The sequence below is a fragment of the Ignisphaera sp. genome (assembly GCA_038735125.1).
Lineage (GTDB): Archaea > Thermoproteota > Thermoprotei_A > Sulfolobales > Ignisphaeraceae > Ignisphaera.
This window is the reverse complement of record JAVYNU010000003.1, coordinates 83,106-104,957: the sequence shown is the minus strand read 5'-3', so window position 1 is coordinate 104,957 and position 21,852 is coordinate 83,106. Positions and strand designations below refer to the sequence as shown.

Below are 21,852 nucleotides of genomic sequence, written 5' to 3'. Positions count from 1 at the left end.
ATAAATTGGCTCATGGATCAAATTACAAAGTTCCTAAAAAGAGAAGAAGAGAAGGAAAGACAAACTACCATAAAAGATATAAGCTTGCCAGAAATAAGCATATAGTTTTAATGATTAGAAAGACTAACAAATATATAAGTGTTCAGTTTGTTTATCTGACGCCGATGGGAGATTATGTAATAGTATCTGCTCATAGCAGGGAACTTGTAAAATTATTTGGATGGAGAGGTGGAACAAAGAACACGCCAGCAGCATATCTTGTAGGGCTCCTAGCTGGTTTAAGAGCGAGTAAACTAGGAATTAAAGAAGCTATTGCCGATATAGGTCTTCATAGACCAGTTAAAGGATCGAAAATATTTGCTGTAATAAAAGGCGTTATCGATGGTGGTGTAAAGGTTCCTGTAGATCAAGAGATGTTGCCAGGTGATGATAGGTTGAGAGGAGTTACCATAGCTGAGTATGCTAAGACGCTAAGTGAAAAAGACCCAGAAAAGTTTAATAGACAATTTTCAGCGTTGCTTAGAACAGGATTTGATCCAAGAAATCTTGTGGAGCACTTTGAACATGTAAGAAATGTGATACTAAATGTTTATTCGTCCATATCAGAAAACAAAAATATTGCAAATATAATTGATAATCTGATGAAGAGAGGTATTTGAAGGAGGTGGTTCAGCAGCTATGAGCATAAATATTGAGGAGTGGACCCCTAGAACAAGACTTGGTTGGATGGTTAAGGAAGGTAAGATTACATCAATAGATCAAATATTTGCTTTAAATGCAGTAATAATGGAGCCTGAAATTATTGATATTCTTCTTCCCAATTTGAAACAGGAGATTTTAGATGTTGTGTTGGTACAAAAAATGACTGATGCAGGTAGGATTTCAAGGTTTAGAGCTGCTGTTGCCATTGGTAATGAGAATGGATACGTCGGTCTAGGTATAGGGAAGGCAAAGCAGCTGAGAACAGCAATAGAAAAAGCGACCATAGATGCTAAGTTAAACATAATCCCTGTTAGAAGAGGTTGTGGAAGTTGGGAGTGTAGCTGTAACGAACCACATTCAGTTCCATTTAGAGTTAATGGAAAGTCTGGTAGCGTAGAAATAACGCTGATCCCTGCACCACTTGGTGTAGGAATAGTTGCGGGAGAGGTGGCTAAAACAATTTTGCGCTTAGCTGGATTAAGAGATGTATGGACGTTCACCAAAGGCGAGACAAGAACAACCATAAACTTTGCTAAAGCTGTGTACAATGCTCTTAAGAATACTAATAGATTTGTGACACCAGTTGACTGGGGTAAGAAAGCATGGGAGTAAATACGAAGCTATATGCAATAATAAGGCTAAGAGGAACCGTGGGAACTCCAAAAGATGTGGAATATACACTTAGGCTTTTAAGGCTTACAAGAAAGTTCCACTGCGTTATATACCCTGCCACCCCGGAGATCGAGGGGATGTTAGAAAAGGTTAAGGATTGGATAACATGGGGAGAAATAGATCTCTCTGTTTTAACTCAATTGCTTAAAACTAGGGGGAGAATAGTCGGAAACAAGCCACTAACTGATGAATATGTTAAGAAGGTTCTAGGGTTTGAAAATATAGATGTGTTAGCAAAAGCGATATTTGAAAATAAAGTGCTTTACCATAAACTAGAAAACTATGGGATAAAACCAATATTTAGGTTGCATCCACCATCAAAAGGATTCAAAGGGAGTATCAAAAAACCTTATAAAGATGGTGGTGAACTGGGATATAGAGGCAAGGAGATAAATGATTTGTTGTTAAGGATGATGTAAAATGGTTGTTAGAAGAGAGAAAAAGAGCAGAAAAATGCATGGGTATAGAAATCGCGGCTGGGGTAGCATAGGTCAGCATAGAAAATCTGGTTCTAGAGGAGGTAGGGGAGCAGGTGGTATGCATAAGCATAAATGGTCTTGGGTAGTAAAATACTTTAGAAATTGGTTTGGAAAGGAGGGTTTCACACCAAGAAGTAGGAATGCAAGGGTGAGGACTATAAATGTTGGTGAATTGAATGAGATTGTTAGAAAATTAATGCAAAGTCAAAAGGTTGCCATGGAAGACAATAAGGTGATCATAAATCTATCAGAGCTAGGTATAAATAGACTTCTTGGAGGAGGAACCATTGAGTATCCAGTCAAAGTTTTTGTTGCATCGTTTTCTAAAAAGGCTAAAGAGAAGATAGAGAAGGCAGGAGGTGTAATACAAAGAATATTTCAATAGAGTGTGAAGAATATATTTTCTGAACTGATTTACAAATCTTTAAGATTCAAACCAATTAATCCTTGTCCATTATGATGGGTGTATGATGTTGGGAATAATTGAGGCATTAGCAAAGATAGGGCTTGTAATACCATCTGCTCCAAGACCTGCTAGAAAAGTCTCTCTGGGGAAGAGGCTCTTATTTACAGCGCTGGTGGCGATAGCATATGTTATGCTAGCTTCAACAAAGCTTTACGGCATTCAAACAGCGGGCAGAGGAGCAATATCTCCAATCATAAGTATTATTTTGGCTATGCAGTCTGGAACCTTTGCACAGCTCGGAATTGGTCCTATAGTTACAGCTGGTTTGATTCTGCAGATACTTGTTGGTGCAAAGATATTAGACCTAGACTTAAATGATCCTGAGGCTAGGAAGAACTTTACATTAGCCTCTAAAGGTCTTGGAATAATACTTGCCATTGTAGAGGCAACAGGTTTTGTGGTAAGTGGGGTTTACTGGTATATTCCCCAAGCTGTCCCCATATGGATCAAGGTTGCTGTTGTAGCGCAGCTCTTATGGGGTGGAATAGTGATTATAATGCTTGATGAGGCTGTGCAGAAAGGTTGGGGGCTTGGCAGTGGTGTAAGCCTCTTCATTTTAATAGGTGTTGCATGGAGGTTCTTCAGTGATCTTTTCACGCCTTATCCTCTTCAGTCTGGGGGGGAAATATATGGGCTAATACCATTTGTAATAACCAGTATTAGGAATGGTGCATTAAACTTTTGGTATATCTTTATAGATAGGCTTGCAGCAGGATATCCAACAATTGTTGGTCTTGTAACATCTATATCCCTAATAGCAGCACTATCTTATCTTAATGCTGCGAGAATAAATATACCAATTGTTGTGAGCAGATACGGAGGTATAAAAACCAAGGTTCCTTTGCAACTTCTTTATGTAACTAACATTCCTGTTTTGCTTACAGGTATATTAATATCAGATATAGTACTCTTCTTGAACTTGCTTCAAAACTATATTGGAGCTGATACTGTCAACGCTATTCGGGCTTATCTTTCACCACCTACGTTATATACATTCATAATAAGACCATGGCAGTCCATAACATATACAATAATGTTTATGGCTATGTGTATTCTATTTGGTTTACTGTGGGTTGAGATAGCTGGTCTCAATCCAGAGGCACAGGCTGAGAATCTAATAAAGTCTGGGCTTGACATACCAGGTATGAGGAGAAACCCGAGGGTATTGGCATCATATCTAGCGAGGTACATATATCCACTTGCAGTATTCAGCTCAATAGCTGTTGCCGTTATATCACTTGTTGGCGATATATTTGGCAGTTATGGTACTGGAACAGGATTGTTGCTTGCAGTAGGAATAGTCTATAACTATTACCAAATATTGATGTATGAGAGAACGCTTGAGATGTATCCAATGCTTAGAAGATTAATAGGTGAATAGAGTCTGAAAACTATAGTTATGTTAGCACTTGCAATAAGCTTTACAGTAAATACCTTAGCTCTTTATGGTACAATAAATATTGTCAAGCGATATAATGTTGTAAAGCAAAGTGCTATGATAGAGAGAACAGTTAGAAAGGCTTACATAAGCAGAAAAAAATATATTGTTGCCTCATCGCAAGTAAAGAAGGTTAGGGGGAGCATCTTTAAGTTATCAATGTTTCAATTTATAATACCATTTACTTTCTATATCATAGCACTTGTTTCATATTCATTAATATCAATAATTCTTTTTGGGAGCTATATTGATTTGATTAGAATTAATAGTGCTTGTCTAGCTCCTATTCCAATAGCGTTTCCAGCAGAAAATGCATGTAACATATCGATTGTGTGGATACATTTCTTAGTATTCTTACTATATCTACCTCTATATGACTACTATGCAAAGAGGTATCTTGGTCAATACTAGGCTAAATGCTTTTAGACGATAAATAATAAATAGGCCCATCATTTAAAGCTTATAAGTGTGGACATAGATACACTTTGCATATAGTAGCAATGATAATAGTTGGTGTTTTCAATATATGACAAGGCCCGCTCTTAGGTCAAGATCCTATAAGAGAATGCATAGAAAGACACCAGGCGGAAAAACAGTTGTACACTATGAGAGAAGGAAGAATACCCCAATGAAATGTGCCAGATGTGGCGCTATACTGAATGGGGTTCCGATAAAAGATGATCTAAGAAGGAAATTGCCGAAGACATTAAAAAGGCCTCAGAGAATGTTTGGAGGAGTTCTATGCGCCAATTGTTTAAGAGAGGCTCTAAAGATTGTGGTGAGAGAATCTGTCACAAAATAAGAAAATTGTTATAGCAATAGGTGGGCCCCCAGGTAGTGGCAAGACAACAATTGCAAAGTTAGTTGCTCAGAAACGTGGTTTAAGACACATTTCAATAGGACAAATTTTTAGGCGCATTGCTAGCGAGCGTGGGCTCTCTCTTGTACAGTTAACTGAGATCGCGGCTAAAGACCCATCTATAGACTTAATGCTAGATTCTATTGCAAAGGAAGAGGCTAGAAAAGGTAATGTAGTTATAGATGGGCATGCATCTCCTTGGTTGCTGAAAGGACTCGCAGATCTAAGAATAGCAATAGTTGCAAGCTTCGATGTTAGGGTTCGAAGACTCGCTGAAAGAGATGGAAAACCAATTGAGGAGGTTCTGAGAGAAACCAAGTTAAGAGAAGAGATAGAGAAGAACAGGTTTCTAAAACTTTACAACATTGACATCAGTGATTATACAGACTTCGACCTGGTGATTAATAGCGAAAGATTTGCTCCCGAAGAAATTGTTGAGATTATAGACAAAGCACTTGAAATTGTATTTAAAAACACTAAAAAATAGCTTAAAAACCTTTCTAATTAAAGATATACCACAGTAAAAAACAAGGTGTTGGGGCGTGCCAGCAATAGAAATCGGAAGAATATGCGTAAAAATTGCTGGTAGAGAAGCCGGTAGAAAGTGTGTGATAGTAGATATAATAGATGAAAACTATGTACTTATAACAGGGCCGAAGCAGGTTTCTGGTATAAAAAGAAGGAGATGCAATATAAACCATATAGAGGTGCTTGACAAAAAAATTGAGATACAAAGGGGAGCATCTGATGAAGAGGTTGCTAAGGCCCTAGAACAAGCAGGGCTTATAGAGTTTATGAAAGAGAAGGTAAAGGTAAGGTTAGCGCCAACACTGCTCAAGAGATAGTCTTCTGCAGCATAGAATACTTCATGTTTCTAGTAAAGAAATATTTCTAGTTAAGGATAAGAAATTGTGTGGGAGTTATGAATATAGAAAATGAAAAAGGCCTCAATTTTTTAAAGAGACTAGATGAAATAGCAGGTAAGACGCGTAACTATATAATTAAATCAGAAGCTGAAACAGATCCTAAATATGGTTTCCATCCACTTGAAAGACCTATTGATGTATATATAGATTATGGATTTATTCCGCTAGATAAACCTCCTGGTCCAACAAGTCACGAAATTGTAGCATGGATTAAGAAAATGTTTAACATCTCCAAAGCTGGGCATGGGGGTACCCTAGGGCCCAAACCCATCTAGGGTTTGGGCGGGGAGACCCAAAGGTTACAGGAGTACTTCCAATAGCGCTAGAGAATGCCACCAGAGTCATAGGATTGCTTATGCATTCCTACAAAGAGTATGTAGCTTTGATGGAGCTTCACGATAAGGTTGAAGCAGATAGGCTTATGGAGGTCATGAACATGTTTATTGGCAAGATATATCAAAGACCACCTCTAAGATCATCTGTTAAAAGAACTTTGAGAATTAAGGAGATATACTCGATAGAAGTTCTGGAGGTTGAGGACGGAAAACATGTCTTATTTAAAGTTAGATGCGAGTCTGGAACCTATATAAGGAAGCTTTGTCATGATATAGGCCTTCTGCTTGGTGTTGAAGCTCATATGAGGGAGTTGAGAAGAACAGCTGTCGCTCATATAAGGGAAGATCTACCTGTTGTAACCATGCATGAGGTTAGCGAAGCTCTCTACCTTCATCGTAAATATGGAGATGAGACCCTCATCCGAAAGATTGTTCTACCAGGAGAATTTATAGTTGCTCACTTGCCAAGGATTATAGTAAAAGATTCTGCCGTTGGCGCTATAACACATGGTGCTCAGCTTGCAGCACCTGGTGTAGTTGCTTTATCGAATGATGTGAAAAAAAGTGATAGAGTAGCTATATTCACATTGAAGGGAGAGCTTATAGCTATTGGCAAAAGTGTCATGGATTTAGACGAGATTATAAAAAGTGAGAAGGGTATTGTGGCAAATATCGAACGTGTTGTTATGCAACCAAATATGTACCCACCTATGTGGAAGAAACCCAAGAAAGTAGAGGGATCATGACAGGCTCTCACTATTATTCAAGAAAAGTAAAGAGAAGAGGTGGCTATGCACTAATATCAGATGTTATTAGGGGAGTTACAGTAGAATTTGAGGTTGTTTCCGGCATATTCTCGTATAAGAGAATTGATGATGGCACAAAACTTCTCCTAGAATATGCTGAAGTACCTGAAGAAGGTATGGTACTCGATATGGGGTGTGGTTATGGTGTAATAGGGATTACCATAGCTAAGCTAAACCCAAAACTAAAGATTTATATGGTAGATATAAATGAAGAGACGGTGAGACTAGCAAGAAGGAATGTTATCAGAAACAAACTAGATACAAACTCTATCATAATTCTCCATGGTAATTTATATGAACCAGTAGCAAACATGGTTTTTGATGCAATATACAGCAACCCACCTTTTGCAACAGGCTCAGATGTCGTAGAGAGGATAATAGTAGAAGCGCCAAAACATCTAAATGCAGGAGGAACACTGCAAATAGTTGCAAGAAAAGGCGCCGAAAAAATTGAGAAATTAATGAGACAGACATTCAGCAAAGTAGAGATAAGAGCCTCAAAAAAAGGCTACAAAGTGCTACTTGCACGAAAATTAAAATTATAAACAATTTTCATAAACAATTAAAAACAAAACAGCTAGAAAAATAAAATTGGACACGTCAACAAACATTAATGCGCCGGGGTGCCCGAGCGGTCTAAGGGGCTGGCCTTGAGAGCCAGTGGGGTATATCCCCGCGCGGGTTCAAATCCCGCCCCCGGCGCCAAATAACTTTAATTTTGATGTTGAGAGACTAAGAAAGAGTTGATGAAGCAGGACCTCTTAAAGGTTTTCTCCCAAGTCTTTCCGAGAAAATCGTAAGATTAATCTTTGCCTTGAAATACAGATGAAGTACACGAATCTTTATAGAATAGACTAGATATTTGTATGTAGCTTCAAAGAAGGTCTTTTTCCATTAATATATTGAAGTTAAGAAGATAAAAATTCATGAAGCGAAGCTCTTAAGCAATTTCTTTAAGTACCTTTTAAATATGCTTTCAATGATTAGGGAATTTATTTTGAGATCATTTAGAGATAGCAAACTTTGTATAGAATATTTTATTGGTCTTGCAATATCATTAGCTGTTCTGGTTTCTGAAACGATATTACTAGTATTTAACACAGATTTAGTCAAGGTCAACTCAATTAGCGAGTTTATAAGCAATGCACTAAAATTTTCGCTTCTTTGCTCATATATTATGACACTTTTCGGTGTGCCGGCACTAATTTCCTGGTCTGGCGATGTGGCGAAGAATATAGCTAATTTATATAGGAGATATTCTATTATGAGTCTTGCTTCATTGGATGAGGGTAAAATAAGGATAGGGATAAACATTCTCTTTGTAGTGATATCAACATCTCTTTTCATGGTGGTACTATCAATAATTTATAAAATTCCTATATTGTCTATAGCATCTTTCATACCGCTAATAATGTTTGTATTCATTTTGGCAAAACCTGTGATTGATGTTAAACATCATAGTAGTTCTGTTGATGCAGAATTAAAGTGGTTTATGATTTTGCTTCTTGTTGCAGAATATGTTGGAAGTGGAATCGATTTTCTCGTGAAAAAGATCTCTGGATCCAATCTTCTACGATATATTTCGAGAGAATTGAGTATTATTAAAAGAGATGCTTTGGTATATTTTCAATCCTATGTTGAAGCAATTATTCAAAGAGCCAAGATAACACCTAGCGAGAAGCTTAGGAGAGTATTATTGGGATATGCTATGAGGCTTAGAGAAGGCGGAGATGTTGTAGCATGGTTAAAAACGGTATTAAGTGAGGAGTTGATTAAGTGGGAGTGGGAAATAAAGATATATTCTGAAAAAGTGACGTTCATAATTCTTCAAATAGCTATTGCAGTATTTGTCTTATTGCCAACATTGGTGGTTGCAATACCTATCATAAGTTGGAGAATAGCTATAGTGACAGTGATTTTGGCAACGCCATTGTTATGTGCAATAGCTTATGTTACTAGGCCAAAATCGTTAAATAGAGTTAGTGGTAGGATGTTGCTAACCCCACTAATTATATTAGTTGTTGTATCATCACTATTGTTTATATCTATTGGTAGTCAAGGCATTGTCTTGGGATGGATCATAGCATCTATAGCAAGTATAAATGTGAATAAGCAGTTAAAGGAAATAGAAACCCTTGATAGAGACTCTCTAGAAATTCTAAAAACAACAGCAGAGCTTAAGAAACATGGCTACGAAATTCCCAGAGCATTGAATATTACAGCGAATAGTACATCAATTAGCACAAAAACAGCTAAGCTTTTAAAGCATATAAATTCGATAGTTGAATCTGGACATGGTTTTGATGAAGCAATAGCGGTTGCCCCATCACCTTCATTTCAATTCAATTTTGTGTTGTTATTGCTAGGGATAATGTATGAGAGTGGTGGGGGTAATGAGGAAGCGATACAAACAGTATATGAGTATTTGTACAGATATAAAGCATATGAAGGCAATATTAAGAAAGCCTCGTACATATTTGAATTCTTTGCTATAGCCAATCTAGCCATAATCTTGTGGATATGGAGAACACTACACACGCTATTTGCTTCAAATATTCTTCAATTTGTAGCTATAACATCATTGCCAAGTAGCGCTATAGCGCTTATAATTGTAGTATCTTTAATTGGATACTCACTAGTATCCTCAATTATTAGAAGCGGATTTCCAATAATAGATACTGTAAGAAGCATACCACTAGCTCTACTTGCCTTACTCATAATTTCACTCCTATGACATTTTATAAACTTGTATCTAAATCCAGGGGTCAGATGAAAAGTCGGATGAATAAAGGTATTAGCGAATTACTGGCGATAGTACTTGGCATTGTAATAACCATAGCAATTGGTATGGCACTATTTACACTAGCTCCTGGATACTTCAACTCATTACAGCAACAACAAAGAATTGCGATAACAAGTTTCAATATAAATTCAGTAGATAATAAAGTGGCTGTTGCAACAGTCAATATAAAGAACCTAGGTACAAAGGATATCAGCAACGTAACTATTTACATCAGTTCTTCGAAAAATGCGAGCTTCACTCTATTACCTATAAACAGAATTGGGAATGAGATATGCTATAATAATATTAACGTAGTGGCATGCCCTGTTTCTGTAGCTCCAGGACAGGAAATATCTCTTGCTCTCCAGCTAAGATCTACAAGTTCTTCTATTGTTATAGGCGATAAGGTTATTGTAACGGTTGTTGCAACATTTGTTGACAAAAGCGTTTCGACGAGCTCTGCCACAGGGTACATATATTAGCATATGAGATGAGATAGGTGTTTGAGTAATGTACAAAACAACATCTTTTTATATGCATTTACGTAAAGCTATATCAGGATTTGTTGGGCTGTTAATTATTCTTTCAATAAGTATGGTGATAGGTGTTGCTGTTTTTCTAAATCTTAACACAATGTATGACATATCCAATCCATTTATCAGCAAGAGAATAGAGTTAAAGATTAGATGTTTTCTAGTTACAGCTAATGGATATTTGTGCATAGCTTTGAATCCGTTGGGCAATCCAATCACCATTAGACTGAGTCTAGCCAATGGAAGCATCTACAAGTTTGTTGTAGAGCCGAATACTGTTATGCCAATACCATGTGAGTCATCTGGACTTTGTAAGTATTTTCGAGACAAGATTGTTTATGGAGAAGTTATATCTATAGAGAATGCGGTCAGTTCATTTAATGGAAAAATTCATGTAGTTATTGACTATGGGTGAGAAAGATATGCTTGCAAGGGCGCAAGGAGAATATGTTTCAGCAATTATAATGATCATTATAATGGTTTTATTCACGATATTAGCATCTGAGTGGGGCACATATATTGTACAGCTAGGTTATGAAATAATTAATGATATGAAATCTTCTAAAGAGAATTTATATATAGACCTTCAATACGAAGGTGATGGATATAAACTATTTGTGGTGAACAAATGGAGTGGAACCTCGGTGATAAAGGGTCTTATCATTCTATACAACAACTCTATGGCTCATCACCTAAACATATCTAGCATAATAGTGCCTGTGGGCAGCTCTACAACGCTAAACATCAATCTAACTAAATATCCAAATGTGGATAAGGTCTGCATATACACAAACAACTTGAACCTCTTCTGCAGTCCTGTTTCAAAATCTCCTCAACTAACATTAAATGTAGAAAAAGGTTATTGGTACGCCATACCAAAAAATATTCTTGGAAATTCAAGTGGTTATAAAATCATAGAATCTGAAACAGGAAAAGAAATACAAGCGTATATATGGGATGCCAACAAAAGCTACATAATCTTCTATGCAGACGCTTCAACTACTTTTGCTATTCAAAAAAGCAGTGAACAATTGCCAATACTAGATACAAAGTCGTGGTTCAAACCCAATATCACTCCACCTTTACTAGAGCTGGAGGTGGTACACACATCTGGTTGGACAATTAATAATGTTTGTGGTGTAGGCCCAGCCTATGGCTGTGGATATACATATGTGTATGCACATATGGATGCTGGAGAAGAGTCTTTTTGGTTTGATGGAAAAGCTGTGCACTATGTGGCATCAATAGAATACTCTTTTCCCAATCAAATTGAATTTTATTATTATGCAGGAGGAGAAATAACCAGAGTTTCGCTTAAGCTACACATCAGCGACAATATACCTGAATGGAGTGATTGGCCTTCAAAGATAAGGATAGTCGACATTAAAATAGCAGCCAATTTAGGTGCCTATGCAGATAGGGATGACTGGATTACAAACAAATCAAACAAACAATTCACATCCCTCGGTAATCGATGTACTATCAGAAGCGATGTAGAGGGTGCTTATTTCAGTTATGCATCATCACAAGTAGAAATAACATCGAGTACCAATGCAATTATAACTATAGGTAATAGTGAGGGGACTATATGTGCATTTGAGCCATATAATACAGTAAAAGTCAAAGTTGAAAGCAATTTACCGCCAGCGACTCTACAAATCAGTAAGACTTATCAGGCTATACAACAAGGAATTATATTTGCTCCCAATGGAAACAATATTAGAATAGTTAGTTAATCTACATACTAAACAGAGTTTTATCTCTTTTTTATTTTAAACACATAATCCTCTTTATTTACTTTACTACACTACTACAGGAATATTGTGATGCTATGGCAACTATTGTGAGGATTTTACATAGAATTACATATCCACAACATTTAATGATTTTAGTCCCGCCGGGGGGACTTGAACCCCCGACCACCCGGTATCCGCCCGCCTCACTACAGCCGGGCGCTCTGCCGCTGAGCTACGGCGGGTTTTTCGCCAGTCAGCCAGTCAAGCTCTATATAATTTTTAGCTTTATAAAGTTTTGTTCTCATTATTTAATGTGTTAAATGCTGTACACGATCTGCAAGATTTTGGTGGCTGGATGATGATGGAGGTGATCTTATTTGATTGATGATAGAAGATCAACCGACTGAATATGGTTTCAGCCCATGAAAGTTGCATCATCGGTCAGAATCTGCCGGAATCATCATGGCGAACTAGTTTCTTCTAAGCATTTACTCGATTAACCCAGTATTTTATGTTTTAGGTTTTTCTTTTAAGTAGTTGAGTATGGCAAGCACTATTAGTATAGCTTCTTCTGTTCTTATGCTTTCAACACCTTGGCGTGGAACAAAATTGACTATATGGTTGCAATAATCGTCTATGTTTATACCACTTTTTTGCGCTATTTCATCTACGTCCAGTTTCGGCCCCCCAAATACTACATTGAGTTTGCTATACATTTTCAGTTCTTCGCTAAGAATGTTTTCAATATTATATATCATCTTCCCTTTTTTCGATGCACATATTATTAGATATCCATGGCTTTTGAGAAATTGCAAAAGATCTCTTATATCTTCAAAAAGCTTTGTTGCAAATCCCCAGTAAAGTTCAATGTTATCCTTATCTACAAGAGCACCAATATAATTATTGTTAAACTCCTTCTTCAGTGCAACAGTTACACGCTTTCCTATCGGCAAATGCGTATATACAATAACATGTTTCTTTAATCCAACATCAATAACGCTTTTTATGCCATTAGATGATATGACAACACCTTCCCTAATATTTGATCCAAATGACTCTGGTACGTGATGAGCGCTTTTGAGGGGTGGTAAAATGCCTGCAAATTTCAACTTAGGATTAATTCTAATTAGTTTCTTTCTCAAGTAGGGTGGGGTTTCTAGATATTGTAATAAAGCGTTTATGTATTCAGCTTTGTCTTTAGAATCGTCTACATATATCATAATCTCTTCAATTCTAAATATTGCAGCTGCTCTCCCAATGTAACCTATTTTCCTAGCCTTCTCTCTATCATCAAATGCATCACTTATTAATGATGATGGAATTGAAAATGTCATTAAAGGAGGTGTCCTCAAAGGCTTCATCAAATCATTCATAGCAATCATCTGTTGAAGTTGCTAAAACAAGTTTTAGGCTATTTACATCATTTCTGTGCAGCTACCCGTTAGATGCAATACATGCAAAAATAGAGGATATTATGTGTTTAGAGAGCTTTTGAAGTATAGGGAGTACTATAAACATGTAGGATCATATAGCTAAATGAGTATCTATCAGACCAGAAACCGTTCATCACAAAATCAGATTATCTAGCTGTCATCACCAAAACACATTATTACTAGCCTGTTAACATCCTTATAGACTCTATGGTTCTAACTAATTTAATTCTAGATAAGAGATCTATTAGCAGCTCTCTCCAATCATCCAAGACTTTTCTATACACATCAATTTTCCTCTTTAGACCTGGAACAACATTTTCTACATGGCTTAATTCAGAGATTTCATTGAAAATTTTCTCAGCAAGTTTGAAGATCTTTAGACTCTCATCGTGTTTTCCCTTCTCAACAAGTTCAAGAGAGTATCTCTTTAGCTCGCCAATAACATCGAGAAGTCCTAGAATGTAAGACGCTGGATGCACTATGTTTAGCTCATTAAACATTTTGAATTTGTTTTCTACAATAATGTGATAAAATATTATAGCTTCAACATATTCTGACTCTATTGAAATATAGAAATTAGAATGAAGCAGTTCAGGGTGTTGTATAATCTGCTCTCTAAACATTGAAAATGATTCTTTAAGCTTCTTAGCATATTCAGGGTTGCAATTGTCATACAAGCAACTTGTTATTAAACGTCTACAATAAACCAAAATATCCCTGCTAAGCTTTATGGCATTTTCCTTGGCACTACTAAGCATCTCTAAATAAGTTTTTACATCACCTATCACATAAACCTCATTTTCACTGCTCATTTAGACCCATCTCAAAGTATGTACATACTAGGGATCTTGCCTCACCACATATAGTCCCATTGTACTAGCTATTATTCGATAGGGTAGCACATAGATAACCTATTTTGCTATAGAGATTATAAGATTTTATAATCAATATGTTAAATTTATGATATTTAGTTGTCTTAAATAAATATCTAGATACTACACAATTTTTGTTGTACAAGCAATAGATTGAATGAACACACGATCAGTTTAGGACCACCACATCATCATTCAGATGCTCGACGGGTCATCACAGCCAGGTCTGATCTTCTACATATTATTTAGAGTTTAATTATTCAATCTAAAGGAAGTTCACAAAGTAATTTATATTTTCATGTATCCTCATAAATGATGATATCAACTGCTTTACCTCTATTTATAATACCTTACAATTTCGGAATCCAATGTAAGGATGGTATTGTTCACGTCTTACTTTAAACTAATTTTGCAAGATGCTTGCCCACGTCTTAAACAATTTTTATGATTGCATTAAGACTTATTAATAAGTCACATAAATGACTAAAATCTTAAATAATTCAACATAATATTGTATTTGGGTGAATAATATGAGCAAAGACAAGAATAAGAAATGGCTTTATGTATTTATTTTGCTGGGACTTGTTTCATTAACTGCAGATATGGTATATGAAGGTGGCAGATCTGTTGGCGGATCTTATATAGAAGCTCTTGGTGGTACCGCAATAGCTTCTGCCATTGCTAGCTCAGGCGATTTAATTGGATATGGACTTCGATTTGTAAGCGGTTTTCTAGCTTCGCTTTTTGCTTCTTCAACCGTTTTTTGGGGCTTCACCATATTTGGGTACGTAATAACTGCTACAGCAATTCCCCTTCTATCTTATACAAGTTCATGGGAATTAGCAACATTGCTGTATCTTCTAGAGAGAGTGGGGAAGGGGCTAAGATCACCTACAAGAGATGTTATATTAGCTGAGGTCACAGAAAATATTGGTAAGGGCAAGGGGTTTGGCATCCATGAGCTAATGGATCAGATAGGAGCTGTTGCAGGACCAGTAGTAGTATCAGTTGCATTAGCTGTTTATGGATATAAAACAGCGTTCATGTTGCTTTTAGTACCTGGAATAGCATCAATACTATTTTTATTGGTTGCATATCTTCTTTATCCATCAGTGAAATCAGTAGAGGTCTCTGTACCTAAGATAAGCTTTAGTGGCATGGGAAAGAGATTCTGGCTATACATAGCCTCCATGACAATGCTTTCACTAGGCTACATTCATTGGATGGTCGTATCATATTATTTGAGGTACTGGGGTGTACTTACAGACCCTGAAATAGCTCTGGCATATACATTAGCAATGTTGACTGATGCAATTGTTGCCGTACCCATAGGCATTACCTATGACAAACTGAAGTTCAAAAGTCTCTATATAGCTCCTCTAGCAGCATTGGGATCAACACTAACCTTATTGATAAACTCGTTCAACCCTATAAGAACTGTGGCATATGTGTCATCAGCTCTTTGGGGTGTGACGATGGGATGCTTTGAAACAATTATGAGGGCCTCTATAGCAGATATTCTACCTCCAGAAAGAAGAGCCATGGGCTACGGAACCTTTGGACTCATATATGGCGTTTCATGGACTCTTGGTGCATTCATTTTCGCTTATTTGTTGCAGATATCAGCAGTGGTCACAGCAGTTTATACGGTAATAATGCAGGCCGCCTCAATAGTGCTAATAACACTTATTATATAAATACTACAGTTGAGATCTTATAGTGCTGAAATATATTTGTTTAAGCATATTAAAATTAATAATAATGGTTTATACATTATAAAAACTTTTATTCAGAGGCACAACAGTATGTAATAAAAATCATTGTGGCTGATAACATGAGTGTTGAGGTGAAATGGCCTAGATATGTGTGGATCAATGGAAAAATAGTTGAATGGGATAATGCGAAAATTCATGTATTTTCCCACGGACTTCACTATGGCACAGGAGTATTCGAGGGGATAAGAGGATATTATGATGTTGGTTACATAAAGATTTTTAGATTAGAAGATCATATGAGAAGGCTATTTAAGTCCGCTAAAATCATCCACATGCAGATACCATATAAGTTAGATGATTTGATTAAGGCTGTAATAGATGTTGTGAAAATGAATGGATTTACTAGTGATATATACATAAGGCCAATAGTATTTAGAGGTCTCGGAAGTTTTGGTCTAAGGGCTCAAAATCCTGTGGATGCTGCTATAATAGCAGTTGAATTTGGCAAATATTTAAAGAAGACGGGGGTTAGATGTACAATCTCCAGCTGGAGAAAACCAACTGCAGATTCATTCCCGATATACGCAAAGGTGACTGGAATGTATTTGCTTTATCATCTAGCGTCACTTGAGGCAGCTATGAATGGATACGATGAGGCAATTTTGTTGGATTCAGATGGTTTTGTTGCGGAAGGGTCTGGAGAAAATATATTCATAGTAAAGGATAAAACACTGATAACACCGCCAACATATGATGCAATTTTAGAAGGGATAACAAGGGATACAGTAATCAAACTAGCTAGAGAGGAGCTTGGTCTAGCAGTCGTCGAGAGGAGAATTAGAAGAGAAGAACTCTATACAGCTGACGAAGCTTTCTTTACCGGTACAGCTGCAGAGATAACACCTATAATTGAAATCGATGGCAGGACCATCGGAGATGGACAGATAGGGCTCATAACTGAAAAAATTATTAGACTCTATAATGATGTTGTGCTTGGAAAAATAGAGAAGTATAGAAAGTGGGTTACAGAAATAAAGATGTTATGATCTCAGAATTCCGCCGTTTAATCATCACCTCATCCCCAATAGGCATCATCACTTTTTATCTGCTCTAAAATACAGCTACATAGGTTTCTATTTTTATGTTATTCTACAACTATAAATATATTGATGGTATAGTTTTAACGAAGTGGGATTTGGATAACATACTTAAAAACATTGAAAACGGTATTAAAGAATTCAGGATTGCTCTAGATCTTGGCACAACAATAAGAATTGTGAAAGTTGCAATCGGCTCTATTTTAATCAGTGGAACAGAAATTTCTTTTGATGAGCTTGCATCTATGGAATACGGTTTTGTGTACAAGTATCTGGGTGGAAAGCTTTATAGAATTGATTTATATGATAGTGGAAATTACTATAAACTTAAACCATTATCGAATAGAGATCCTCCAACACTAGAGATAAACGGTATTCAAATGCATAGAACCGTAGATGTTAATCCATGGAAAGACACAATTATGAAAGTATCTTCATTGGGTTCTTTGAGAGGTAAAAGAGTTCTAGATATATGTACAGGCCTTGGATACTCTAGTATTGTTGAGGTTTCAAAAGGGGCTAAAGAGGTTATCAGTATAGAGAAGGATCCAAATGTTTTGCATATAGCATCATTGAATCCTTGGTCCAAAGGTCTTGAAGACAATAGAATTAGAATAGTATTAGAAGATGCCACTATAGCTATAAAGAGTTTTTCAGATGAAGAATTTGATGCCATATTTCACGATCCTCCAAGATATAGCATTTCTGGAGAGCTTTATAGTCTAGACTTTTACAAGGAATTGTATAGAGTTTTGAAGAAAGGGGGTATGCTATTTCACTATACCGGTGAACCAGGAAAGCATTCGAATATAAGTATTATCAAAGGTATTAAGAGGAGGTTGGAACAAGCTGGATTTGAATATGTTGTTTGGGTAGATAAGGTGAAGGGTTTTAAAGCAATAAAATTACTGTAGAACATAGTTGTATTATATAGTTACAGCTCTGAAATATGCATATTGTCTTGCTTTTTCATAGCATGATTGCAGGAGTTTGGCTAAGTTGTCTTCTCTAAAACTTCTATTGATCCAATTAATGCAATTCAATCTAATATTAATGTTGGCATTTCTTTTAATTACCTCGCGAGCCCAGCCACTCCTCAATTTATCAAGTTCGCTTCTATTACCTGAATCTATTGCTTCAGTAAATTTGGTTATATCATCTATAGCTTCTCCAAAGGCATGAGCATCCTCTGGCGCGACAACAACACCTGTACCATTTATATAGTCCCATTTCAAGTCTATGACAGTCTCGGGGAGACCTCCAACTTCTGAGACAATTACTGGTGTGCCAAGAGCCTGTGCTTCTATAGATACTATACCAAAGGGCTCATATCTAGATGGAACAACAAATGCATTTGAGGCAAATATAACAGCTTTCAATATTTTTTGATCAACAGCTTGTGTAAAGAGTAGGACTCTTCCCCACCGCTCACTAATAAGCATAGATAGGTAATGTTCGTAGCCAGAATCTCCAACAGGTAGCCCAAACACAATTAAGCACGCATCTTTTGATGTATGGTCTAGTGACCTTATAAGTATGTCAAAACCCTTTGCAGATGTTAGCCTGCCTGCTGCAGTGATTATGTATCTACATTTTTCATTCAAATACCCTATTTTGGGCACATTTAGATTATTTGCCCATTCCCTAACAACAATTTCTCTAATACTTTTCCTATTACTTGTTCCAAAAAGGGCTAGACTATCATTAGCAACTTCATCTTCTTTCCAATCAGTAACATTGTGAATGACAAATGACTTTTCCTCTAACCAACTTCCAAATCTTGATAATAGTTCTCTTAAATAACCCCAACTGTTAGTGGCCATAACGTCTGCCTCAATAGAGGTAAAAGTATCAACATCACCTCTTACACTATCCCATAATATTCTTGTGCAAGTGAAGATATGTTTATTTGGAATCCAAATTCTGTGACATACATCTGGGATGCCACACCATTCACAGGATGCATAGTGCCATGGAAACGATTTTCCAGACAATAAATGTATTGAATATACAAAAGGGATTGCATAACCTCTCAACTCATACAATATTTTAGCCATTGTCCCTGCCAAGGCAGAGGTCCAGTCATTAGCATGTATGAGGTCAGGCACATCATTTGTGATCTCTATCCAATGTTGCAATCCTTTTGCAAATAAACATGCTTTTTCCTCAGCATAAGCATATATATACCAATTATCGAGGAACCTACCAGTTGTTGCATCAAGGCCTTTGAACATAATAATTTTAATACCATTTACATTGGCTTCCTCAGCACCAATACAATAGTCATAACTATTTCCGTCAAGACCTCTCCTAGATCTGCATACTTTAAACCATTCAATTGATTTAATATTAAATGCTTGTCTATGCATTGTAGAGAGATGCCTGCCGTGAGAAGGCATAAAAACAGTTACGTTATATCCAAGCTTCTTCAGCGTTCTTGCATATAGTGTTACAGCTCTCCCTAGGCCACCTAATGATGCTAGTTCATCGAATTCAAATGTTAATAACCACACATTACTAATTTTTATAGGTGCATTAATCAAGGGTTTTTCCTAGTATTTTTAGTGCACTCTAAGATTATAAACCTAGCTAAATAAAGCATATATTTGAGGAGCACTTTATGGAGTCAAGTTTTGCAGAACTCATTTTACATGATGGTAGGGTTCCTCCAAATCTTCTACACTATATGAAGAGATTATCCCATGCAATACTTAGTTACATATACGAGGTTTTTGGACCTGATGAAATTGTCAGAAGAGTCTCAGACCCTTACTGGTTTCAAGCATTTAATAATGTTATAGGAATGGACTGGGATAGTAGTGGATCTACAACAGTTGTTATCTATATGCTAAAAAGCTTTGCGGATGCAAACTCTTTTAAAGATCTTGGAATAGCCGTCCTAGGAGGGAAAGGTGCCGACTCTAGGAATATAATTAATGAGACAAAGAAGCTTGATGATAGTATCAATCCTAATTATATTGAAACCATTAGTAAGCTAGGTGCTAAAATAGATGGTGTTGCACTGCAAGATGGCTATACACTCTATATACACAGCATTGTATTAAGTGAAAATGGTCTTTGGACAATAATACAGCAAGGGATGAACACAAATACAAGACTTGCTAGGAGATATCATATTCATGGAAATTCAATGATAAGAATTGATAAAGATCCACATAGTGGCATAGCGTGCAACAATATTGGTTTAGCGCTAAATCTAATAGATCGTGAAGCTGAGCAAAGCAGAAAAACGATACTAGAAGTAGTATCATCAACTTCATACAATAGTTTGTTAAAAGAAATAGCATATGTAAATAGGGTAATCAGAGGGGATAAAGGTCTTGAACAATGGCTTTCAAATAGAATCCTATACGATTCTAAAAATACTCAAAGCATAGAAATAGAGAAAATTAAGCAACAGATCTATAGACCAATAGTAAACATGGCAAGAATAGAACACGTATTAAAAAAACTAAATGAGTTAAAACCACATACATTTGAGGAACTTCTTCTATCAAAAGGAGTTGGACCAGAGACTATTAGGGCATTAGCCCTAGTAGCTGATGTGATATACCATTCAAGACCGTCATTTAAAGATCCTGTAACCCACCCTCTTGATCCCTTCATATATTCTTATGCTCATGGAGGAAAAGATGGGATCCCATATCCAGTTAAAATAGATTTAATGAAGCAAACTATAAACTTTCTCGAAGATGCCATTCAAGAATCTAAGCTGGACATTAATACAAAGAAAAGAGCATTGGAAAGGTTATACAAAATGTTTAGAGAAATATTAGTCAAAGAGCAAACCCAAGCTTGATATAAAGTAAAAACCCGAAAGTCAAATAGCTATGGTTTACTTACCTCTAGGATTTGAGCCAGATTTTGAAGATTAATAAGATATCAAGCACTAATAGTATTGTCCATATCCTTTGTATTTTACAGTCTATAGACTTGGTTTAATCTTAAATAGGTCTGTAGATAGCCAAGACACATAATAAAACCCTGCACTAAAACATTGTTAATCATTATTTTCTTTAGAAATGGCTCTTTAATATTAAAAGGTCACGGCCCTCCAATTTTAAATGAAATTTCTATTATAATCACATTATTTGAATATGTATTGGTGATAAACATGACAGTCTTATCACCAGAAACTATAATGGCACTATTCGGCCTTAGAGAAGAAGATATTGACTGCAGTGGTATTAAATTACACTTAGATAAGGTTTTCGCTTTCAAAGGAAAGGCATTGTTAGCTAAAAACTCTAGAAAGCTTGCAGAAGTTGAAGAAATTGAAATAGATAATGGAATATATCATTTAATGCCTGGCGCATTTAAAATCAGATACAAAGAAATTGTGAAGGTGCCAAACAATGCAATAGCTCTTGCAATACCAAGGTCTACTCTACTAAGAAGTGGTGCAACAATATATACAGCTGTATGGGATCCTGGTTATGAAGGGAGAGGAGAAGGGCTTCTAACAGTATTCAATTCGAATGGGATAGATATAGAAAGAGGCGCTCAAATAGCACAACTTGTTTTCATAAGACTTGATAAGGAAACAAAATTTGTTTACAAAGGGGTTTATCAAAGAGAGAACATATAGTTTATGTTAATGTAAAGCTATTTCTTTGCCTCTATGCCAAGCTCTTTTAATACTTGATCCAATATCTTTGACCGTAGCTCTGGATCATTGACATTATTCATGAATTGAACAAGACCCAAAGTCTTCAAGCTTCTTCTAGTAGCAGAAGCTAAACCGTCGACAGAGTCTCTAAGTTCCCTTATGCTTTGAATTACATGAATAAGAAGTTCTTGTATATGTGCTAACTGATGTGAAATCATATCAAGGTTTGCCGTAGATATGGTTTCATGTTCATGTTCTTCCTCAGCACCTTCGCTTTTCATTATTTCCTCACTAATTCTCTGAATATCCTCCTCATTTTTTGGAATGCTCATTCTACTAAATTTGGACATTTTAATAACCTCATATGGTAT

25 protein-coding genes and 2 tRNA genes are annotated in these 21,852 nt (G+C 36.3%); 22 read left to right on the top strand and 5 right to left on the bottom strand.

Going from position 1 to position 21,852, the window contains the following annotated elements; all coding sequences use genetic code 11:
- Window positions 1-5 precede the first annotated feature (5 nt).
- From QW284_05100 to QW284_05020, 17 genes are all read left to right on the top strand, one after another.
- A complete protein-coding gene (locus tag QW284_05100; GenBank protein ID MEM0339045.1) occupies window positions 6-659 on the top strand; it encodes a 50S ribosomal protein L18 in 654 nt (217 codons plus the stop codon).
- 19 nt (window positions 660-678) lie between these two features.
- The gene (locus tag QW284_05095) at window positions 679-1,314 is read left to right on the top strand and encodes a 30S ribosomal protein S5 (protein MEM0339044.1); all 636 of its coding nucleotides are present in this window, start codon (window positions 679-681) and stop codon (window positions 1,312-1,314) included.
- Window positions 1,305-1,793: a 50S ribosomal protein L30 gene (locus QW284_05090; protein ID MEM0339043.1), complete on the top strand. Its 489-nt coding sequence runs from the start codon at window positions 1,305-1,307 to the stop codon at window positions 1,791-1,793. The genes QW284_05095 and QW284_05090 overlap by 10 nt, the downstream gene beginning before the upstream one ends.
- Before the next feature lies 1 nt (window position 1,794).
- Window positions 1,795-2,238 carry an uL15 family ribosomal protein gene (locus QW284_05085; protein ID MEM0339042.1) on the top strand — a complete coding sequence of 148 codons (444 nt, stop codon included), beginning with the start codon at window positions 1,795-1,797 and terminating at the stop codon, window positions 2,236-2,238.
- An 88-nt stretch (window positions 2,239-2,326) separates the two neighbouring features.
- A complete protein-coding gene (secY, locus tag QW284_05080) occupies window positions 2,327-3,700 on the top strand; it encodes a preprotein translocase subunit SecY (GenBank protein MEM0339041.1) in 1,374 nt (457 codons plus the stop codon).
- 114 nt (window positions 3,701-3,814) lie between these two features.
- Window positions 3,815-4,168 (top strand): hypothetical protein, encoded by a 354-nt coding sequence (locus tag QW284_05075; protein MEM0339040.1) that lies wholly within the window; start codon window positions 3,815-3,817, stop codon window positions 4,166-4,168.
- A 115-nt stretch (window positions 4,169-4,283) separates the two neighbouring features.
- Complete coding sequence (locus QW284_05070; GenBank protein ID MEM0339039.1) at window positions 4,284-4,559, top strand: 50S ribosomal protein L34e; 276 nt, start codon at window positions 4,284-4,286, stop codon at window positions 4,557-4,559.
- Window positions 4,546-5,103: an AAA family ATPase gene (locus QW284_05065; GenBank protein ID MEM0339038.1), complete on the top strand. Its 558-nt coding sequence runs from the start codon at window positions 4,546-4,548 to the stop codon at window positions 5,101-5,103. The genes QW284_05070 and QW284_05065 overlap by 14 nt, the downstream gene beginning before the upstream one ends.
- 55 nt (window positions 5,104-5,158) lie before the next feature.
- Window positions 5,159-5,461 carry a 50S ribosomal protein L14e gene (locus QW284_05060; protein MEM0339037.1) on the top strand — a complete coding sequence of 101 codons (303 nt, stop codon included), beginning with the start codon at window positions 5,159-5,161 and terminating at the stop codon, window positions 5,459-5,461.
- A 77-nt stretch (window positions 5,462-5,538) separates the two neighbouring features.
- Window positions 5,539-5,817 (top strand): tRNA pseudouridine synthase A, encoded by a 279-nt coding sequence (locus QW284_05055; protein MEM0339036.1) that lies wholly within the window; start codon window positions 5,539-5,541, stop codon window positions 5,815-5,817.
- Window positions 5,818-5,858: 41 nt separating this feature from the next.
- Window positions 5,859-6,623 carry an RNA-guided pseudouridylation complex pseudouridine synthase subunit Cbf5 gene (locus tag QW284_05050; protein MEM0339035.1) on the top strand — a complete coding sequence of 255 codons (765 nt, stop codon included), beginning with the start codon at window positions 5,859-5,861 and terminating at the stop codon, window positions 6,621-6,623.
- On the top strand, window positions 6,620-7,228 hold the full coding sequence (locus QW284_05045) for a methyltransferase (GenBank protein ID MEM0339034.1): 609 nt from the start codon (window positions 6,620-6,622) through the stop codon (window positions 7,226-7,228). The genes QW284_05050 and QW284_05045 overlap by 4 nt, the downstream gene beginning before the upstream one ends.
- Window positions 7,229-7,300: 72 nt before the next feature.
- Window positions 7,301-7,388: transfer RNA gene (locus QW284_05040), tRNA-Ser, on the top strand.
- A 292-nt stretch (window positions 7,389-7,680) separates the two neighbouring features.
- Complete coding sequence (locus QW284_05035; protein ID MEM0339033.1) at window positions 7,681-9,417, top strand: hypothetical protein; 1,737 nt, start codon at window positions 7,681-7,683, stop codon at window positions 9,415-9,417.
- Window positions 9,418-9,464: 47 nt separating this feature from the next.
- The gene (locus tag QW284_05030; GenBank protein ID MEM0339032.1) at window positions 9,465-9,947 is read left to right on the top strand and encodes a hypothetical protein; all 483 of its coding nucleotides are present in this window, start codon (window positions 9,465-9,467) and stop codon (window positions 9,945-9,947) included.
- Window positions 9,948-9,975: 28 nt separating this feature from the next.
- Entirely contained in the window at window positions 9,976-10,413 is a 438-nt protein-coding gene (locus QW284_05025; protein MEM0339031.1) for a hypothetical protein, read from the top strand.
- Complete coding sequence (locus QW284_05020; GenBank protein ID MEM0339030.1) at window positions 10,406-11,734, top strand: hypothetical protein; 1,329 nt, start codon at window positions 10,406-10,408, stop codon at window positions 11,732-11,734. The genes QW284_05025 and QW284_05020 overlap by 8 nt, the downstream gene beginning before the upstream one ends.
- A gap of 156 nt (window positions 11,735-11,890) precedes the next feature.
- Here the strand turns inward: QW284_05020 and QW284_05015 are convergent.
- The 3 genes from QW284_05015 to QW284_05005 all read right to left on the bottom strand — a co-directional run bounded on the left by QW284_05015 (window position 11,891) and on the right by QW284_05005 (window position 13,979).
- Window positions 11,891-11,976 (bottom strand) — tRNA-Tyr (locus QW284_05015).
- A 267-nt stretch (window positions 11,977-12,243) separates the two neighbouring features.
- Window positions 12,244-13,107 carry an RNA methyltransferase gene (locus tag QW284_05010; GenBank protein MEM0339029.1) on the bottom strand — a complete coding sequence of 288 codons (864 nt, stop codon included), beginning with the start codon at window positions 13,105-13,107 and terminating at the stop codon, window positions 12,244-12,246.
- Window positions 13,108-13,346: 239 nt separating this feature from the next.
- Complete coding sequence (locus QW284_05005) at window positions 13,347-13,979, bottom strand: hypothetical protein (protein MEM0339028.1); 633 nt, start codon at window positions 13,977-13,979, stop codon at window positions 13,347-13,349.
- 590 nt (window positions 13,980-14,569) lie between these two features.
- Here QW284_05005 and QW284_05000 point away from each other — a divergent pair.
- The 3 genes from QW284_05000 (at window position 14,570) to QW284_04990 (ending at window position 17,765) form a co-directional block, all read left to right on the top strand.
- Window positions 14,570-15,736 (top strand): MFS transporter, encoded by a 1,167-nt coding sequence (locus tag QW284_05000; protein ID MEM0339027.1) that lies wholly within the window; start codon window positions 14,570-14,572, stop codon window positions 15,734-15,736.
- 137 nt (window positions 15,737-15,873) lie between these two features.
- Window positions 15,874-16,800: a branched-chain amino acid transaminase gene (locus QW284_04995; GenBank protein MEM0339026.1), complete on the top strand. Its 927-nt coding sequence runs from the start codon at window positions 15,874-15,876 to the stop codon at window positions 16,798-16,800.
- A 95-nt stretch (window positions 16,801-16,895) separates the two neighbouring features.
- Complete coding sequence (locus tag QW284_04990) at window positions 16,896-17,765, top strand: RsmD family RNA methyltransferase (GenBank protein MEM0339025.1); 870 nt, start codon at window positions 16,896-16,898, stop codon at window positions 17,763-17,765.
- Between the two features lie 12 nt (window positions 17,766-17,777).
- Here the strand turns inward: QW284_04990 and QW284_04985 are convergent, their stop codons facing one another.
- A complete protein-coding gene (locus QW284_04985) occupies window positions 17,778-19,394 on the bottom strand; it encodes a glycogen/starch synthase (protein ID MEM0339024.1) in 1,617 nt (538 codons plus the stop codon).
- Between the two features lie 77 nt (window positions 19,395-19,471).
- Between QW284_04985 and QW284_04980 the strand changes: the two genes are divergently transcribed.
- Together QW284_04980 and QW284_04975 are read left to right on the top strand one after the other, a co-directional pair.
- Window positions 19,472-20,671, top strand: coding sequence for a DUF763 domain-containing protein (locus tag QW284_04980; protein ID MEM0339023.1), 1,200 nt, complete (start codon window positions 19,472-19,474; stop codon window positions 20,669-20,671).
- A 315-nt stretch (window positions 20,672-20,986) separates the two neighbouring features.
- A complete protein-coding gene (locus QW284_04975; GenBank protein ID MEM0339022.1) occupies window positions 20,987-21,460 on the top strand; it encodes a deoxyuridine 5'-triphosphate nucleotidohydrolase in 474 nt (157 codons plus the stop codon).
- A gap of 17 nt (window positions 21,461-21,477) precedes the next feature.
- On the opposite strand, the gene QW284_04970 is transcribed toward QW284_04975, so the two are convergent.
- Window positions 21,478-21,831 carry a hypothetical protein gene (locus QW284_04970; GenBank protein ID MEM0339021.1) on the bottom strand — a complete coding sequence of 118 codons (354 nt, stop codon included), beginning with the start codon at window positions 21,829-21,831 and terminating at the stop codon, window positions 21,478-21,480.
- Between the last annotated feature and the right edge of the window lie 21 nt (window positions 21,832-21,852).